Origin of the sequence: Flagellimonas iocasae, from assembly GCF_042682725.1 — a bacterium.
Classification (GTDB): Bacteria; Bacteroidota; Bacteroidia; order Flavobacteriales; family Flavobacteriaceae; genus Flagellimonas; species Flagellimonas iocasae.
In genome coordinates, this window is the sequence record NZ_JBHUHU010000005.1 from 529209 (window position 1) to 547526 (window position 18318).

The window sequence follows — 18318 nt, forward strand, 5'->3', positions numbered from 1 at the left end:
AGGCCGTTCTATCCTGCTAGAACGGCCTTTAACGGTGTAATCTAAAACTATGTTACGCCTTATCTGCAGGAGCAACTTTGTTCTTGAGGGCATCGAACATGATGGGCGTTGCAATGAATACCGAAGAATAGGTACCCACAACCACACCAATAATCATGGCGAACATAAACCCTCTAAGGCTCTCTCCTCCGAAGACGAAGATGGCCAACAAAACTATCAAAGTGGTCAACGATGTATTCAAGGTACGGCTCAATGTGCTGTTCAAAGCCTCATTGATATTCTCACCGGCTTTCCAGCCTTTAAGACCCACAATCTCCCGAATACGGTCAAACACTACCACGGTATCGTTCAGCGAGTAACCGATAACCGTTAATATGGCTGCGATGAAAGCTTGGTCAATCTCCATGTTGAACGGCATGATGCTACCGGTTAAGGAGAAAATCCCCAACACGATCATTACGTCGTGGAAAACCGCAACAACGGCACCCAAAGAGAACTGCCATTTTCTAAATCGCAATAAGATATAAAGGAACACAACGGCCAATGAGCCCAAAATTGCCAAAAATGCGTTGTTTTTAATGTCATCCGCAATGGTTGGACCCACTTTAACGGATTGCAATATTCCTATTGATTTTTCAGATGCACCTACAGTGAAATCTTCGAAAGAGGTACCATCTGGCAAATATTTTTGAAGTGATGTATATAATTTATTTTGAATTTCAGTGTCCACCTCAATACCTTCTTCATCTACTTTATAAGGAGTGGTAACTTTAATCTGATTGGCATCACCAAAGGTTTTCACATTGGTGCCGCTACCAAATACATCGTTCAATTCAGCAGTAATTTCTGAAGGATTCACCGCTTTTTCAAAACGAATTTGATACGTACGTCCTCCGATAAAGTCAACCCCTTGATTAAGACCGGTGGTCAACAAGGAGAATACGCTCACTGCTACCAAAATACCAGAAAAGATATAAGCAATCTTACGCTTTACCAAGAAGTCAAAGTTCACTTTGCTGAACAGGTTTTTGGTAATAGCGGTAGTGAAATCTAGTCTTCTACCTTTTTTGGCTGTATACGTATCAATCATCAAACGAGTCACAAAAATCGCTGTGAACAATGATGTTACGATACCAATCAAAAGTGTAGTTGCAAATCCTTTAATCGGTCCTGAACCGAAGATGAAAAGGATAATCGCAGTCAAACCTGTGGTAATGTTCGCATCCAAAATGGAAGACAATGCATTTCCAAAACCATCGGCAATGGCTTGGGCCTTTCCTTTTCCACGGGCCAATTCTTCTTTTACCCTTTCAAAAATAAGCACGTTCGCATCCACCGACATACCAATGGTCAACACGATACCTGCAATACCAGGAAGTGTCAATACCGCTCCTAAGCTGGTCAACACACCAAAAATCAAAAGAATGTTGAACACCAAAGCGATATCAGCAAAAACTCCAGCTCTTCCGTAGTAGAAAATCATCCATAGCAATACAAAAGCCATGGCAATCACAAAGGACATGAATCCACTATCGATAGCCTCTTGACCCAAAGATGGACCTACCACTTCAGATTGGATAATCTCAGCAGATGCAGGTAGTTTACCAGCACGCAATACGTTGGCGATATCCTTGGTTTCGTTTACGGTAAAGGTTCCGGTAATTTCAGAACGTCCACCGGAAATAGGACCTGAAGAAACTCCAGGAGCAGTGTATACCTTATTATCCAAAACAATGGCAATACCTGTTTGGTTGTTGTAAGCATCACCCGTCAATTCTTCCCATTCTTTGGCACCACGAGTATTCATGGTCATGCTAACAGCGGGTTTGTTGAACTGGTCAAATGTATCTTGTGCATCAGAAACAACATCACCACTAATTCTTGGAGTACCGTCCCTATTGGATTTTAGTGCATAAAGCTCGACAACCTCAATATCTTGAGCAGGTCTTTCCCATAAAAATTTGGTGAACTGCACATCATTTGGCAACAATCTCTTGATTTCAGGTCGTCTTAAATACCCTCCAATTTCAGCAGTATCGGTTACCAAAGCACGGGCTATGGCATGGCTACCAGGGTTGGCGGGAATCAATTTACCCAACAACGGATTGGTATCTGGAGCCATATCCAAAGAGTCTTGAGCAACATCAGACAAAAGCGAATCTATTTCAGACTCGGGCTTAGTAAGCTCATCCTCTTGGTTTTCAGTAGGTTCCAAAATTTCTTTAAGTCGTTCATTGGCATTTACAAAAAATGCTCCCAAACTTTGGTTACCCTGCGAGTATGTTTCCCAGAACTCCAATTGGGCAGTACTGGACAACAATTCCTGAGCACGGGCAATATCGCGGGCACCGGGAAGCTCCACCAAAATACGACCAGAATTTCCTTCACGCTGAATGTTGGGCTGGGTTACCCCAAAGCCATCGATACGCTCACGTAGTACCTCAAATGCAGAAACAATGGACTCATCAATTTTTCTTCGGATGATGGGCTTCACCTCATCATCAGACATTTGAAAATTAATGTCGTCACTTAATCCTTTGTTGGCAAAAATATCAGGGGAAGCCAATTTGGTGTCTCCTTTGATATTGTCGAATGCTTCAAAGAACAACTCCAAGTAGGTGTTGTCGCTACTTTTGGAAGCATTGTCGGCATCGGCCAACGCTTTGTTGAAAACGGGGTTTTTGGAGTTGTTGGCAAGTCCTTTTAGGATGTCCTTTACAGAAATCTGAAGGGTAACGTTGATTCCCCCCTTAAGGTCGAGCCCCTTGTTCAACTCTTTTGTCTTGGCATCTTCATAGCTGGTAAATCCTAAAACGGAGTTATCGCTGATAGAATCTAAATACGACGCCTCTAAAGCTTCACGCTTAGCCACATAATCTTCCTCTGCCTCCGAAATTTGGCTAACTGCGTAAGCCTCAGCATCATTCTCCAACTTACTTGTTATGAAAGTAAAGGATAGCTGATAGATACTCACCAAGCCAAAAAGGATAGCGAAAAGCCTTATTAGTCCTTTATTTTGCATTGATTATTAAATTTTTAGAAGTTTTCTTAAACAGCGTGCAAATATATCATTTCCCTTAAGATTTGCCAATAGAAATTGATGTATTTGTATTTACAGTCAACCGTTGGGTTCTAAACTGAAAACACCAATCCCGTAATTACCTCCAATTTAGTGCACAAACTCCAAACCTTAAATTCCAAAAACAAGTGCAAGTTCAAGAGCAAGTGTCAAGCTCAATAACCGAATCAACATATACCAAACTCCAAAAAACAAGGGCAAGAGCCAAGCATCAAGAACCTAGGCGAAAGAGGAAAAGGTGAATAAACGAATCAACTCATTCCAAATAACCAACACCAAACACCCAACACCAAATTCCAAATTCCAACCCTCCAACTCCTGACTTCTGACTTCTGACTTCTAACTTCTAACTTCTAAAACAGTATACATCAACCCAAAAACACCATCCATCAATTGACCACACTAAAAGTTCCTGACTAATGGCAACTTGCAGGCTTAACCCTTAAATTTTAATAGTATGATACCAAAAAAATTGTTATTCCTGGCCCTTTTCTCATTGGGCCTTATGATTTCTTGTAGCAAGGACGATGGCCCTTCAGCTCCAGACAAACCTACCATAACCAGTTTATCAAAAACTTCGGGACCTGTAGGAACGACTTTCGACATTCTAGGCACCAACTTCAGCACCACAAAGACCCAAAACACGGTTAAAATCGGTACCACCACTGCATCAGTATCCGTGGCCACGGCCACCAAGATCACCACTTCGGTGCCGCAAGGGGCCACTACCGGAGATGTTAGTGTCACCGTAGGCGGGAAAATTGCGATTGGGCCCAAATTTACGGTGACCCAGTCGCAGGCCAACAACACAGCTCCCGTGATCAACAACCCTGACCCTGTATTCAGTGTTGTGGAGACCTTGGCCATTGATGTTCCGGTCGGGACCATCAATGCCACGGATGCCGATCAAGATGTACTTACCTACGCGCTCAGCGGGACCAACAGTGGGCATTTTATGATTTCCGCTACAGGCGTGATAGGCTTGGCAGAGGGGGAGTTCCTCGATTTTGAGACCACCCCTGTGTACAACTTGAGCGTCAGCGTTTCCGATAACAACGGTGGTACGGCCACAACGGACATCACCATAAACGTAACCGATGTGGACGAGGCTCCTGAAGTGGAATCCTTGACCTTGGAGCCCGAAGCCGCCGAGAACATAGCCGATACGGACATCATCGTCACCATTGCCGCCGTAGATCCGGAAAACGCAACCTTGGAATTCAGTATCAATACAGATGCGAGTGGTCTGTTCGAGGTTGACCAGGACGGGGCAGTGAGCTTGATCTCGGGCAAGAATCTGGATTTTGAAACATCTACCGAGCATACCCTTTCCGTTGATGTCTCTGACGGGGAGAACACCGTAACGGTTACCATTACCATAACCGTGACCAATGTGGATGAAGGCTTGGCCGATGACCCTGCCTCTTTTATCACCACATGGATGACCACCGCGGATGAAGAGGAAATTGTGATCGGTTTGGAAATCAGCCTAGTGAAAGATTATGATTTTCAAATTGATTGGGGAGATGGTACTTTGGAAAGTTATTTTGAGCCCGCTACGGTAAACCTAGCACACACCTATGAAACTGAAGGAACGTATACTGTGGCTATAAAGGGCAGTTTCCCGGCCATAAAAATGAGTGTGGGCGGTAGCACACCAAGTAAGTTGTTGACCATAGAGCAATGGGGCACCAATGTCTGGAAGAGTATGTTAAGTGCTTTTTCCGGTTGCAATGATTTAGATATTTACGCTACGGATTTCCCCAACGTTTCCGAGGTAACGAACATGGCCAATATGTTCGCCAATACTTTTGGTCTGGGCAGCAATCCAAACACGGATTTTAGCAATTGGGATACCTCCAATGTCACCAATATGTCCCATGCCTTTGAGAACAGCGGTGTTAATCATCCCATGGCATGGAACACAATCAGTGTCACCAACATGTCCAGTATGTTCAAAGGAGCTATATTCTTTAATCAGGATCTAAGCACTTGGGATGTCAGCAACGTGACCGATATGTCCTCTATGTTCGAGAATGCCACGGCATTTGACCAAAGCCTTGGGGATTGGAACATTGCATCCGTTACCAATATGGAAAACATGTTGGACGGCACCGCACTTTCTACGGCAAATTATGATAGCACTTTAATTGGTTGGATATCTGGTGAAAAAGAGGCCCAATATAATGTTACTATAGGGGCTGAAGGACTTCACTATTGTGAAGCAGGTGAAATAAGAGCAGTATTAGATGTATCGGCAGACTGGAATTTTGTCGGAGATAGTGAAGATCCAGAATGTCCATAAGCTATAAGGAACCCATTTAATTAGGTAAGTTAAAACCTAAACACAGACCCATGTGAAGCACCGGGGGGAGTCCAATTGGCCCTCTCGGTGTTTTTTTTAGCTCCCCTCTCGAGAGGGGCTAGGGGTGTGTCCATACAATGAATAAGCAACAATGAACTAATTCCAAAAAGTCATTTCGAAATGAGATGCAAAGCATCGATTGAGAAATCTGTTTGAAAAAATCAATAAGCAGCGTTCAATGATCAATTACCAAATTCCAAAATCCTTTCCTCTTGTGATGGGCCTGAGTGACGCCACAGAAAATTCCCCTCTTGAGAGGGGTTAGGGGTGTGTCACACTTGAGGAGGTTTCTTAACACAACCCTGATTTCGCCATACCGAAATCTTTCCCTTCTCAAGAAGGGATTTTCAACTTCCATCCAGAGAGGGGCTGGAGTGATACCACAGAAAGTTCCCCTCTAGAGAGGGGCTGGGGGTGTGTCCATACAATGAATAAGCAACAATGAACTAATTCCAAAAAGTCATTTCGACATGAGATGCAAAGCATCGATTGAGAAATCTGTTTGAAAAAATCAATAAACAGCGTTCAATGATCAATTACCAAATTCCAAAATCCTTTCCTCTTGTGATGGGCCTGAGTGACGCCAAAGAAAATTCCCCTCTTGAGAGGGGCTAGGGGTGTGTCTTTACAATGCTCAAGTACGATTGAACAATCACCAATAAACAGTTTCCAATAATCGAATCGGCTAAAAATCCAACCATCCGACAATTCAAATACTAAAAATAGATTTCTCGCATACGCTCGAAATGACATAAACAGGTAGACAGTCATTTCGACATGAGATGCAAAGCATTGATAGAGAAATCTAATGCATAAAGTTCAAGAGCCAAAAAGAGAGACAATAAATCAATAACCCAATCAACAAATCCAAAAAATCAAGTTCAAGAGCTAGAACCAAGACGAAAGAGGATAGAAAAAAGATAAAAGACATTAGGTAATAACTGGATACCCTAAAACAAAATTGTCATTTCGAACTATGGGGTGAAAAATTCCCAATTTCATGTATTGGGTTAGTCCCTTTTCCTTCGACTTCCTGCCCGCCCGGCAGGGCGCTCAGGAAGCCAGCTCGAAATGACAATTCTAATTTTGGTTTACTTGAAATTAAACGTCGAGGAGGCCATTAGTCTTTTTCACCCCTTCGGCACTTTCCTGCATTTTGGCCTTTTCGGCATCGGTCAATTCAATTTCAACGATTTTTTCGATACCGTTTTTACCTAAAATCACAGGTACCCCGATACAGATATCATCAAGGTCGTACTCCCCTTCCAAAAGGGTGGAACATGGGAACATTTTCTTTTGGTCGCATGCAATGGCCTGAACCAATCCAGAAACGGCTGCTCCAGGAGCATACCAAGCACTGGTTCCCAATAATTTGGTTAAGGTAGCACCGCCAACTTTGGTTTCTTCAACCACCCACTGCATTTTTTCTTCGGAAAGAAATTCGGAAACCTTAATACTGTTTCGGGTAGCATGGGCAATCAACGGAACCATACCGGTATCACTGTGTCCTCCGATAACCATTCCGTCCACGTCAGAAATGGGTGCATCCAAAGCCTCAGCCAATCTATATTTAAAACGGGCACTGTCCAAAGCACCACCCATTCCTATAATTTTGTTTCGTGGCAAACCTGTGGCTTTGTGCACCAAATAGGTCATGGTATCCATAGGGTTGCTCACCACAATAACCGTTGCGTTGGGTGAATGCTCCAAAAGATTCGTGGCTACGGTCTTTACGATTCCCGCATTGATTCCTATAAGTTCCTCACGGGTCATTCCTGGTTTACGTGGAATCCCTGAAGTAATTACCACAATATCACTATTGGCCGTCTTGGAATAATCGTTGGTACTTCCGGTGATTTTGGTGTCAAAACCATTTAGAGAGGCCGTTTGCATTAAATCCATGGCTTTTCCTTCTGCGTATCCTTCCTTAATGTCCAACAAAACAACTTCAGCTGCAAAATCCTTTATTGCTATATACTCTGCACAGCTTGCTCCAACTGCGCCTGCTCCAACTACGGTAACTTTCATTTGTATAGGTTTAAATTTTAATCGCTCAAAAATACGGCATTTAGCTCAGAATACTACTGACTTCTAACAGTTTTACGTTCGGATTTTGACTAGTAACACAATTCCAACGAATCTCTAAGGTTGTTAACAAAATGTGCAGTTCATCGAAGAATTTCATTTCCATGATATCTTTTGGAATGCTTTGGCAATAATTTCTTACAAACCCACGTTTTATTAGTCCCAAATTTAACCTACTTGACCTATGAAAAAGCTCTTTTCATTGTTGTCCATTATTGGCATTATCGCCATAAGCAACTGTAGCCGTATCCCAGAGAACAACGATCCCATTTTGGGCGTCTGGGCCAAAACTGAATCTTCAACAGTAAACGGTAAGAGTGCCGAGTCAGCTCGGGAAGAATGGATTTTCAACGATGTATATTTGGGCAGGTACCAAAGTTATTCCAACTCCAAACTAGTTTTTTACACTGATTTTAAATGGTCCCAAGAAAATGGGGTCTATACCATCATTTATGGTGATCCGCAAGTTGAGGATATCAGCGTTAGTTTGGAACAAAGCAGTAACCCAGAAATTTTAGCCCTGGAGAACGGTTCGGTCTTCGCCACCAGGGAATAGACAGGAAGACTACTTATATGAAAATAGAAGGCCCCAACGACGGTTGGGGCCTTTTTAATGGTTGGTTAATTGGTTTGGTATTATCTGAATCCGAAGTTGACACCAAAGGTGAAGGTGCTGAACTCCGAAAAGTTATAATCTGCATTGAGCCTAAAGAAGCCCAGTTTAATTTTTGTTCCCAAATTGGCGGTTACCCCACTCGCCTTTTTAGACACGCTGAACGGGTCTGTGTAGGTCGTTTGAAAAGGTCCAGAAGTAACTGTATATGTACCCAATAGGTCGATATCTGATTTACCAGTGATATAACCCAATCCTCCGTAGAAGTTGATTACAGGGATTTTGCGGGTAGACACCACCGCACTGAAATTCCAAGTCTTAAAACTTGCATCGATGCGTTGGTCTGCTCCATCAATTACATTGGAATCGGTAAAATCATATTCCCCTGTAAGTCCGGTATAGCCAATAACCGCAGAAATGGCAACGGGCAATAATTTATCCGCTGGAAGCATTTTGGTAAAATCATACTGGATACCAGCACCAAAAAGTCCGATTTTGGCATCATCATCAAACTTGATTTTGGGCAAAAAGCGCGCTTTTACTTCAAGGCCTTTTACCAATCCCACACTTCCTTGAATGTAACCGGATGGAATAAAGTTGAAATCTTCGGCTGCCAATCCTGTAGGCAGTTCAAATTCTTCTCTGAACAGCCCATTCTCATCTTCAACGAAAACTGTAATACCTTCAATATCACCCAAGGCGGTAGAAACAGGTCTAGCCTGACCTGGATTATTCACAAAATCCAAGTTTTCATAGTCATTGGGGTCCAAAATAAATGCTTTCTTGTCATCCTTGTTTTTAAAGCCTGTGATGTTTCCAATGATTGAAATTTCAAAACCACCCAATGGTTTGGCATCGGCGGTATTGTACCATCCATTGGACATACTGTAAATTGAGGCTTCTGATACGGGAGCCAAATAGGCATTGGCAAAACGTTCGGCATCATTGACACCAGAAACGAAGAGGTCGTTTAAATCTTGAGCTTTGGAAAAGGTCACAACACTGAGTGCGACCAACAAAATAATCCGTTTCATTTTGTAAAATTTTTCCTAAAACTAAAAAACTCGCCCTGTAAGAGCGAGTTTTTGTTGTGAAAAGACTGTTATCTATACATCTATGTTGGCATAGACGGCATTTTTCTCGATAAATTCACGTCTTGGTGGCACTTCGTCACCCATCAACATGGAGAAGATTCGGTCTGATTCGGTAGCATTATCAATGCTTACCTGACGCAACGTCCTGAATTCGGGGTTCATAGTGGTGTCCCACAATTGCTCTGCATTCATCTCACCGAGACCTTTGTAACGTTGGATGCTTGCTCCTCCGCTCATTTCAGCGATGATAGCATCACGCTCCTTATCGTTCCAAGCATATCTTCTTTTTGCTCCTTTTTTCACCAAATAAAGTGGTGGCGTAGCGATGTAAACGTGTCCCCCTTCAATCAACTCCCTCATATAACGAAAGAAGAAGGTAAGAATCAAAGTTTCAATGTGGCTACCATCCACATCCGCATCACACATGATGACCACTTTATGATACCGAAGCTTATCCAAATTCAAAGCTTTGCTGTCTTCTTCTGTTCCGATGGTAACCCCTAAAGCGGTATAAATGTTCTTGATTTCCTCGTTTTCAAAAACCTTATGCTGCATGGCTTTTTCCACGTTCAAGATTTTACCACGAAGTGGTAGAATGGCCTGAAAGTTTCTATCACGCCCTTGTTTTGCAGTTCCACCCGCGGAATCACCCTCAACCAAGAAAACTTCGCATTTGGTGGGGTCTTGTTCGGAGCAATCTGACAATTTTCCGGGCAGCCCCCCAACACTCATTGGGTTTTTACGCTGTACCATTTCACGCGCTTTGGCAGCGGCATGTCTGGCTTGAGCGGCCAATTTTACTTTTTCAACAATTAGTTTGGCATCCTCTGGGTGTTCTTCCAAATAATCGGTCAACATCTCAGATACGGCTTGGCTAACCGCGCTGGTCACTTCCCGGTTCCCCAATTTGGTCTTGGTCTGACCTTCAAACTGTGGTTCGGCTACTTTTACCGAAACGATAGCAGTAAGTCCTTCCCGGAAATCATCTCCAGAAATCTCGAACTTCAACTTATCCAACATACCGGAATTATCGGCATACTTTTTCAAGGTTGTGGTCAATCCCCTTCTAAATCCGGAAAGGTGGGTACCTCCTTCATGCGTGTTGATATTGTTTACGTAGGAATGAAGGTTTTCGGTATAGCCGGTATTGTACACCATGGCCACTTCCACAGGAATTCCATTTTTCTCCCCTTCCATTGCAATGACGCTTTGGGTAAGCGGTTCTCGGTTTCCATCCAAGAATTTGATAAATTCCTTAAGACCTTCTTCAGAATGGAAAGTTTCTGAAATAAACTCTCCTTTTTCGTCTTTGTTGCGCTTATCGGTAAGCGTTATGGTTACGCCTTTGTTCAAATAGGAAAGCTCGCGCATTCTATTGGACAAGGTCTCATAACTGTATTCTGTGGTTTGTGTGAAGATGGTATCATCCGGCATAAAGGTGACAATGGTACCGGTCTCTTTGCTTTCCCCAACACTTTTGACAGGATAAAGGGTTTTTCCACGTTCATATTCCTGCTCCCAAATCTTTCCATCCCGGTAAACCGTTGCTTTTAGATGAACAGAAAGAGCGTTTACTACAGAAACCCCAACACCATGAAGACCACCGGAAACTTTATAGGAATCTTTGTCAAATTTACCACCGGCCCCAATTTTGGTCATGACCACTTCAAGAGCGGAAACACCTTCTTTTTTGTGAAGATCAACAGGAATACCCCGTCCATTATCTTTTGTGGTGATGGAATTGTCCTCGTTAATAATAACTTCAATGGAATCGCAGTGACCACCCATGGCCTCATCAATGGAGTTATCCACTACTTCATAAACCAAATGGTGCAATCCGCGCACCCCAACATCCCCAATGTACATGGAAGGCCTCATGCGCACGTGTTCCATGCCTTCTAGGGCCTGGATACTGTCCGCTGAGTACATTTTCTTATTCGCTTCTTCGCTCATATATTCTTCGTATTTGCCTTGAATTTTTCAAATCTTACAAATATAAAGAATACCCCTCGAAATTAGGCCGTTGCACCCTTCTGGGCACCCTAAGTTATCAACAAAAACCTGTGGAAAACGACCCTTTTTGAGCAGGGCGTGGATTACCATCGATGAAATGCAAAAAGCCCCTTGTGCAAGGGGCTTTTCCGACTAATTGAAAATGAAACAAAACAGCATCTTCTTACTACATTTCCGTATGATGGGTTGGTTATTTCTCGTAGGCATCGGTGTGTACCTTAGCAACCGCTCTTCCAGAAGGATCGTTCATGTTTTTGAAGGCCTCATCCCACTCCAAAGCAATTTTGGTGCTACAAGCCACTGAAGGTTCTTGCGGAACGCTCAAAGCAGCGGCATCTGATGGGAAATGACTTTCAAAGATGGAACGGTAGTAGTATTCTTCCTTGGATGTTGGAGTCTGTATTGGAAATTTAAAGTGTGCGTTGGCCAATTGCTCATCCGATATTTCCTCAGCAACCATAGCTTTCAGGGTATCAATCCAACTGTATCCCACACCATCGGAAAACTGTTCTTTCTGTCTCCAAGCCACACTTTCGGGCAAATAGGATTCAAAAGCCTTACGGACCACCCATTTTTCCATGCGCTCACCATTGATCATCTTATCTTTTGGGTTGATGCTCATGGCTACGTCCATAAACTCTTTGTCCAAAAATGGAACCCGACCTTCAATACCCCATGCAGCTAGTGATTTGTTGGCTCGAAGACAATCGTACATATGCAACTTACTCAGTTTTCGCACGGTTTCTTCATGGAAATCTTTTGGGCTTGGTGCCTTGTGGAAGTATAGATATCCCCCGAACAATTCATCAGCTCCCTCGCCGGAAAGTACCATTTTAATCCCCATGGATTTGATGACACGGGCCATCAAGTACATTGGAGTGGAAGCTCGAATGGTAGTGATATCATAGGTTTCCAAGTTGTAGATAACATCTTTGATAGCATCCAACCCTTCTTGGATGGTGAATTTAATTTCATGATGGATGGTTCCGATATGTTTCGCAACCTTTTGGGCCGCAGCTAAGTCAGGAGATCCTTCCAATCCCACAGAGAATGAATGCAATTGTGGCCACCACGCATCGGTGGTATCACCAGATTCAATTCTTTTTTGGGAATATCTTTTTGCTATGGCTGAGGTTACCGAAGAATCCAATCCTCCGGATAGCAACACACCATAAGGCACATCGGACATCAATTGACGGTGCACGGCAGCTTCCAAGGCATCTTTAATGGCCTGGATACTGGTTTCGTTTTCCTTCACGGCATCATACTCCATCCAATCCCGCTCGTACCATCTTACAAATTCCCCTGTAGAGCTATGCAAGTAGTGTCCCGGAGGGAACAATTCAATTTTGGAACAGGTACCTTCCAATGCTTTCAATTCGGAAGCAACATAGAACGTTCCGTTTTTATCCCAACCGATATAAAGGGGAATGATTCCCATGTGGTCTCGGGCTATAAAATATTCGTCCTTTTCACTATCATAGATGGCAAACCCAAAAATTCCGTTCATTTCATCAATGAAGTCAGGTCCCTTTTCTTGGTAAAGCGCCAAAATCACCTCACAGTCAGATTGGGTTTTAAAATCGTATTTACCCTCAAATTGCTTTCTGAGTTCTTGATGGTTATATATTTCGCCATTAGCTGCCAACACTAATTTGCCGTCCGCACTGAACAACGGCTGTTTTCCTGAAGCAGGATCAACAATAGCTAATCTTTCATGGGCCAAAATGGCCTTATCGTCTGAATAAATACCACTCCAATCTGGACCTCTGTGTCTAACTTTCTTGGACATTTCCAACAATTGGGGGCGCAACACTTCCGTGCTTTCCTTTACATCAAACGCGCATACAATTCCACACATATCAAAATTTTTTAATAACAATTTTCATGCAAATATTGACCATACACTTTTTAAATAAAAGCTTTAAATAAAAATTTATTATAATATGAAATTATTATATGAATTTATATGTCACATCGTAATTGAATACCGGAACATCGACTTAAAATTGATCGTTTTGTAAGGTTCATAAATTTTAACGTCTTTTTATAAAAACACCATTTAATAACACCCTAGTTTTGAAAACAACTAAAATCACAATCATGAAAAATGTATTCTTATTTGCTTTTTTAACCCTTGCTATGGTTTTCACGACTGAAGCCACCGCACAGAAATTCAGTGGTTTGGACAAGAGTCCAGCCGATATTGCGTATTATCCATCCAGTTCACGTGAAATGGACAAAGCTGCTAGAATCATCTATAGCAGACCACAGTTAAAAGGTCGTAGTTTGGATGAATTGGCACCTAAAGGAAAAGTTTGGAGAACCGGAGCCAATGAAGCCACCGAAATCACCTTTTATAAAGATGCCACTGTTGGGGGACAATCTATTAAAGCGGGTACGTATTCTTTGTTCACTATTCCTGGTGAAGATGAATGGACCGTTATTTTGAACAGTAATTTGCACCAATGGGGCGCTTACTCTTATGACAGCGCTGCCGATGTAGCCCGAGTTACTGCCAAAGCCAGCACCGATGACGAGGAATTAGAAGCTTTTTCAATTGCTTTTGATGACAGTGGAGATTTGGTGATGGGATGGGGTACCGCAAGAGCTACCTTACCGATGACTTTCTAAGGAAAAACTTTTTATACTATTTAAAAGCGGGCCTTGTGTCCGCTTTTTTTATTTCATGGAAACACCCCCCACAAAAACCTGTTCCGCTTTTAGGTTTGGAACACCATTTATGGGCATGATCATGATGTCATCACTCAAAATGACAAAATCCGCAAATTTTCCGGGTTCAATGCTTCCTTTTTCATGCTCTTCAAAATTGGAATAGGCTGCCCAGATGGTCATTCCTTTTAAGGTTTCCTCCCTGGAAAGGGCATTCTCCATTTGGTAACCACCTTCAGGATAATTTTCCAAATCTTGGCGTGCCACTGCGGCATAGAATGTCAAGAATGGACTCACCTTTTCTACTGGAAAATCCGTTCCCAAAGCCACAAGACCTGCTTTGTCCAACAATTGTTTGTATGCATAGGCTCCTTTGACCCGCTCAGGACCCAAACGGTCTTCGGCCCAGTACATATCACTAGTAGCATGGGTAGGCTGTACGGAAGGGATGATTCCCGCTTCAAAATAATCAAAGTCGGGTTGGGAAATCACTTGGGCATGTTCCACCTTCCACCTACGGTCTTTTTTTCCTTCCAACGCTTTTTGATAGGCCCGTAGCACCACAATATTGGCCGAATCGCCAATGGCATGGGTATTCATTTGGTAATCCGAAGCCGCAATACGTTCTGCCAAAGCCCCAATCTGGTCCACTCGAGTAACCATAGCACCAAAGTGACCGGGTTGGTCGGAATACGGTGCTCGAAGCGCTGCACCTCTAGAGCCCAAAGCACCATCGCCATACACCTTTACGGAGCGGACATCGAGTCCCTCAGTTTTAATGATGCCTTTATTCAGAAAATAATCCAGATTTTCAGGGGAATTGCTCACCATGGCATAGATGCGGATGGACAATTCACCGGCTTGTTGCAAGCTGTCAATGAGTTCGATGGTAGCCCTGTCCAATCCTGCATCATTAACCGTGGTCAAGCCATAATCCAAACATAGCTTTTCGGCATCTTTTAGGGCCTGAATTTGGGTTTCCTTACTAGGTTGAGGCATCACGGCATAAATCATTCCCATGGGATTGTCTACCAGTACACCCGTGATTTTGCCGTCCTTTTTAACGATTTCCCCACCTTCAACCGTTGTTTCATCCGTAATTCCAGCCAAATCCAATGCTTTTTGATTCACCACCAGGGCATGACCATCAATACGTTCCAAGGCAACTGGGGTATCCGGAAACAATTCATCCAGTTTGTCCTTGGTGGGAAATTCCTTTTCTTCCCAATCATTTTGATCCCAACCACTACCCATAATGAAATTGGAAGGACGCTCTTTTTGAAAAGCGACCACTTTCTCCAGAATTTCATCAAAACTGGTGGTTCCCACCAAATCCACTATCTGTTGATTCAATCCCAAGCCGTAAAAATGACAGTGGGCGTCTATTAATCCCGGTACGATGGTTTTTCCTTCGGTGTCCAGTTCTTCTTTAGCGGTGTATTTTTTTTGAATAAAGTCTGTTTCGCCCACAGCGATAATTTTCCCATCTTTAACGGCCATGCCCGTAGCCTTGGAAAAATCTTCGTCAACTGTATAAATATTGGCATTATAAACGATAAGGTCTACTTCCTCCTTGGTATTACAGGACAAGAAGAACGCAACAGAACAAAAGAGAAGAAACTTTTTCATGGAGAGCTGGTTTCCTCAAAAATAGAAAATGCGGGGGAATGGGCAACTTATTGATCCTCAAACTTGGTCATCACGAACTCTATCCTACCGTCTTCAAAACCATTTGCTTTGGACTTATTGCTCTTTAAAGGCTTGGTATCCCCAACCCCTTCCCAAACAATTCGGCCATCCGCTATGCCCAACTTTTTTAGATGGAGTGCAACCGCTCTTGCTCTAAGAGAAGAGATAAATTTGTGGTACTCTGTAGTGCCAATATTATCGGAATGTCCTGTAATCTTCATTTGCACCTCAGCATTTTCTTTGAGGAACTTAAAGATTTTTTGAATGTCGGCAATGGCTTTGGCATCCAACTCATACCCTTTGGGTTCAAATGGGTTGTGCTCCAAAACGTAAATCTTATCTTCTTCGTAATTCACTCTAGGTAATTCTTCCAAGATGAAATTATCAACGAAGTAGTATGAAAAATCGCCGGATAAGGGACTTTTATCGGATTGTAAAAGTTGGGTGGCTTCGTTGGTCTGGAAATTCCCCAAAATGATTTGTGTCTCAAACCCTTTAGCATCGAATTCTGCCGATAGCGTAACCCAGCCTTCTTTATCGGAGATAGAATTATCAGCCTTTAATTTCACCTCATGAAATTGAACATCATTCTCCAAGTCCAATCGAGAAGCCGTGAGCACCGAACTATTGGGAACCTTTATTTTTTTGTTCATCAACATGATTGACATGGTTTTCATGGCCAACTTGGAAGTTTCGGCCAAACTCACCTGCAACGAAATTTTATACGGATGTTTTTCACGTAGTTTTTTGGAGGTGTTCAACTGAATGTACTCCCGATAATCGTTAAGGGCATAGAAATAAAGCCCTACATAACCGGAACCTTCCGATGCTTTTTGGGTCCCTTTAAAGTTGGTGGGAACACCAAAGTCCTCTGAACCACATTCGTGGAAATAATCCCCGGAACTGGATGTTGGCACTGTAACGTCCTCAAGAAGAACATCCATGCTCGTTATGCTGTTTGGACAGCTACTATAATTCTCAAATCCTGGATTTAAAATCAAGTTTTGCGCGGAAAGTGTCATGGACACTAGCAAACTGATGCTGAATAATACTATACGGTACCCCATTATAAACTGTGTTTAGCTTAGGTTCCCGTCATGCTTAAGAACGCACATTTATAATTTATATTGCTGTGCCTCTGATTTTTACAACCAAGGCTCTCAACATTTCATTCCAATTTTCTTCATACTAAATAGGGATAAGAAACGTTACTATAGTCCAAATCTTTCTGTAATGCGAATAGTAATCTTTATGCTGGCACTATTCTCATTCCCTCTTTTTGGAATGGGCCAGAATGTAGTTACTGGAAAAATCATTGATGAATTGGGCCTCCCCATTTATTTGGCCGCTGTTGAAATCAATGAGACAAACGAAGTTGCCTACACAGACTTTGATGGCAATTTCTCCATTGAGAACGAAAAGAATTTCCACTGGAAAATAAATATTAGCTCCCAAGGGTACAAAACCGAATCTTTCTTTGTTTTAAGTGGTGGAAGTGCGGGAGAAATTGTGCTGCAGTACGATGAGGAACTAAGAAAACTTTTGGAAAGGCAATAGTTGCGGCTCACCGCATTACTCATTATCATCCTCAAACTCGGTCATTACAAACTCCACCCTGCGGTTTTTCCTTCGGGCCTGATCGGTTTGGGCACTATCCAGAGGTACTTTGTCTCCATATCCTTTTGAAGTGATTCGATTTTTCTCCAATCCCAATTTGATGAGATACCTGGCCACGGAACCTGCTCTTTCCTTGGAAAGCACATCGTTGTACTCGTCTGAGCCCAAATCATCGGTATGTCCACTGATAGCAACCTTTAGGTTAGGATTCTTCTTGAGGTAGTCGTAAACATCCTGAAGACTTTGTTTGGCCTTGGGCTGCAAGTCGAACTTATCAAAATTAAAATTGACATGGTCCAGCACATACACTTCATTGGGTTTGTACTCGGGTCCCAAATAGGTCAAGGAAATATCATCAATATAGTAGTATGAATAGCCCTCGGTCCGGGGAGATGCGTCCTTAAAATCCATATAACGTGTGGCGGCATTGCTCATAAAATTGCCCAGAATCAAGTAGTTTTCAAAACCCTTCGCTACAATATCCAAACTCAACTGCATCCATTTTTCCTTGTTGTCGTGGAAACCATTTTCTGGAAATTGTTTCATATGGGTAGTCTGAACACTTTGGGAGGACAACGACGCATGGGAGAGCTGTCTTTTTGTGTGAATGGACAACGGTTTTTCCGAAAAAACACTGCCAAAATCACGAACCGCCCCATCTGATTTTTCGGCAAGGCTAATGTAAAGCATCAATCGGTATCTATGCCCTTTCTCCAAAGTTTCTTTCAACGATACCTGAATGTATTCCCGATAATCATCCGGAGCAAACAAGTACAGTCCCGCGTAGGCCGAACCTTCAAAAGCTTCTTGTTTTCCCTTAAAGTTCATGGGGATGCCCAACTTGGTCTTACTGCATTCATTAAAGTAATCGGTAGTTCCCAAACTCGGTGCGCTCCAATACTTGGCATCCTTGTTTAGATTGCTCATTTTATCGGGACAGTGCAAATAGTCCTCAAACCCCCCATTTTGAACCAAATTTTGGGATTGCAGTGTTGTACACAACAAGGTGAATACCAGAGCGGGCACTATGTGAAAGAATCGCAACAACATGATTTCCAATTCATTTGGAACCACCCCTATATGTCAAAAG

General features: G+C 42.8%; 12 protein-coding genes. 4 read left to right on the top strand and 8 right to left on the bottom strand.

The window, feature by feature from the left end; all coding sequences use genetic code 11:
• Window positions 1–52 precede the first annotated feature (52 nt).
• A complete protein-coding gene (secDF, locus tag ACFSJE_RS16420; RefSeq protein WP_379831954.1) occupies window positions 53–3022 on the bottom strand; it encodes a protein translocase subunit SecDF in 2970 nt (989 codons plus the stop codon).
• A 514-nt stretch (window positions 3023–3536) separates the two neighbouring features.
• Between secDF and ACFSJE_RS16425 the strand changes: the two genes are divergently transcribed.
• The gene (locus tag ACFSJE_RS16425) at window positions 3537–5384 is read left to right on the top strand and encodes a BspA family leucine-rich repeat surface protein (RefSeq protein ID WP_379831955.1); all 1848 of its coding nucleotides are present in this window, start codon (window positions 3537–3539) and stop codon (window positions 5382–5384) included.
• 1161 nt (window positions 5385–6545) lie between these two features.
• Here the strand turns inward: ACFSJE_RS16425 and mdh are convergent.
• On the bottom strand, window positions 6546–7472 hold the full coding sequence (mdh, locus tag ACFSJE_RS16430) for a malate dehydrogenase (RefSeq protein WP_379831956.1): 927 nt from the start codon (window positions 7470–7472) through the stop codon (window positions 6546–6548).
• Window positions 7473–7713: 241 nt separating this feature from the next.
• On the opposite strand from mdh, the gene ACFSJE_RS16435 reads away from it, so the two are divergent.
• On the top strand, window positions 7714–8085 hold the full coding sequence (locus ACFSJE_RS16435; protein ID WP_379831957.1) for a hypothetical protein: 372 nt from the start codon (window positions 7714–7716) through the stop codon (window positions 8083–8085).
• Between the two features lie 80 nt (window positions 8086–8165).
• Here ACFSJE_RS16435 and ACFSJE_RS16440 read toward each other — a convergent pair whose 3' ends face one another.
• The 3 genes from ACFSJE_RS16440 to asnB all read right to left on the bottom strand — a co-directional run bounded on the left by ACFSJE_RS16440 (window position 8166) and on the right by asnB (window position 13110).
• Window positions 8166–9176: a DUF6588 family protein gene (locus ACFSJE_RS16440; protein WP_379831958.1), complete on the bottom strand. Its 1011-nt coding sequence runs from the start codon at window positions 9174–9176 to the stop codon at window positions 8166–8168.
• A 72-nt stretch (window positions 9177–9248) separates the two neighbouring features.
• Window positions 9249–11189, bottom strand: coding sequence for a DNA topoisomerase (ATP-hydrolyzing) subunit B (gyrB, locus tag ACFSJE_RS16445; RefSeq protein WP_379831959.1), 1941 nt, complete (start codon window positions 11187–11189; stop codon window positions 9249–9251).
• Window positions 11190–11439: 250 nt separating this feature from the next.
• Window positions 11440–13110 (bottom strand): asparagine synthase B, encoded by a 1671-nt coding sequence (gene asnB, locus ACFSJE_RS16450; protein WP_379831960.1) that lies wholly within the window; start codon window positions 13108–13110, stop codon window positions 11440–11442.
• A 242-nt stretch (window positions 13111–13352) separates the two neighbouring features.
• Between asnB and ACFSJE_RS16455 the strand changes: the two genes are divergently transcribed.
• Window positions 13353–13883, top strand: coding sequence for a DUF2911 domain-containing protein (locus ACFSJE_RS16455; RefSeq protein ID WP_379831961.1), 531 nt, complete (start codon window positions 13353–13355; stop codon window positions 13881–13883).
• A 48-nt stretch (window positions 13884–13931) separates the two neighbouring features.
• Here ACFSJE_RS16455 and ACFSJE_RS16460 read toward each other — a convergent pair whose 3' ends face one another.
• Together ACFSJE_RS16460 and ACFSJE_RS16465 are read right to left on the bottom strand one after the other, a co-directional pair.
• The gene (locus ACFSJE_RS16460) at window positions 13932–15551 is read right to left on the bottom strand and encodes an amidohydrolase (RefSeq protein WP_379831962.1); all 1620 of its coding nucleotides are present in this window, start codon (window positions 15549–15551) and stop codon (window positions 13932–13934) included.
• 47 nt (window positions 15552–15598) lie between these two features.
• On the bottom strand, window positions 15599–16678 hold the full coding sequence (locus ACFSJE_RS16465) for an OmpA family protein (RefSeq protein WP_379831963.1): 1080 nt from the start codon (window positions 16676–16678) through the stop codon (window positions 15599–15601).
• Between the two features lie 166 nt (window positions 16679–16844).
• Here ACFSJE_RS16465 and ACFSJE_RS16470 point away from each other — a divergent pair, with 166 nt between their 5' ends.
• Window positions 16845–17168 (top strand): carboxypeptidase-like regulatory domain-containing protein, encoded by a 324-nt coding sequence (locus ACFSJE_RS16470; protein ID WP_379831965.1) that lies wholly within the window; start codon window positions 16845–16847, stop codon window positions 17166–17168.
• 15 nt (window positions 17169–17183) lie between these two features.
• On the opposite strand, the gene ACFSJE_RS16475 is transcribed toward ACFSJE_RS16470, so the two are convergent.
• Window positions 17184–18302 (bottom strand): OmpA family protein, encoded by a 1119-nt coding sequence (locus ACFSJE_RS16475; RefSeq protein WP_379831967.1) that lies wholly within the window; start codon window positions 18300–18302, stop codon window positions 17184–17186.
• Window positions 18303–18318 lie beyond the last annotated feature (16 nt).

Bases quoted from the DNA above. Each gene is read 5' to 3' on its own strand.
- ACFSJE_RS16465 (WP_379831963.1), bottom strand. From the start codon at position 16,678: ATGGGGTACCGTATAGTATTATTCAGCATCAGTTTGCTAGTGTCCATG.
- ACFSJE_RS16435 (WP_379831957.1), top strand. From the start codon at position 7,714: ATGAAAAAGCTCTTTTCATTGTTGTCCATTATTGGCATTATCGCCATA.
- gyrB (WP_379831959.1), bottom strand. From the start codon at position 11,189: ATGAGCGAAGAAGCGAATAAGAAAATGTACTCAGCGGACAGTATCCAG.
- ACFSJE_RS16440 (WP_379831958.1), bottom strand. From the start codon at position 9,176: ATGAAACGGATTATTTTGTTGGTCGCACTCAGTGTTGTGACCTTTTCC.
- asnB (WP_379831960.1), bottom strand. From the start codon at position 13,110: ATGTGTGGAATTGTATGCGCGTTTGATGTAAAGGAAAGCACGGAAGTG.
- ACFSJE_RS16470 (WP_379831965.1), top strand. From the start codon at position 16,845: ATGCGAATAGTAATCTTTATGCTGGCACTATTCTCATTCCCTCTTTTT.
- mdh (WP_379831956.1), bottom strand. From the start codon at position 7,472: ATGAAAGTTACCGTAGTTGGAGCAGGCGCAGTTGGAGCAAGCTGTGCA.
- ACFSJE_RS16460 (WP_379831962.1), bottom strand. From the start codon at position 15,551: ATGAAAAAGTTTCTTCTCTTTTGTTCTGTTGCGTTCTTCTTGTCCTGT.
- ACFSJE_RS16425 (WP_379831955.1), top strand. From the start codon at position 3,537: ATGATACCAAAAAAATTGTTATTCCTGGCCCTTTTCTCATTGGGCCTT.
- secDF (WP_379831954.1), bottom strand. From the start codon at position 3,022: ATGCAAAATAAAGGACTAATAAGGCTTTTCGCTATCCTTTTTGGCTTG.
- ACFSJE_RS16455 (WP_379831961.1), top strand. From the start codon at position 13,353: ATGAAAAATGTATTCTTATTTGCTTTTTTAACCCTTGCTATGGTTTTC.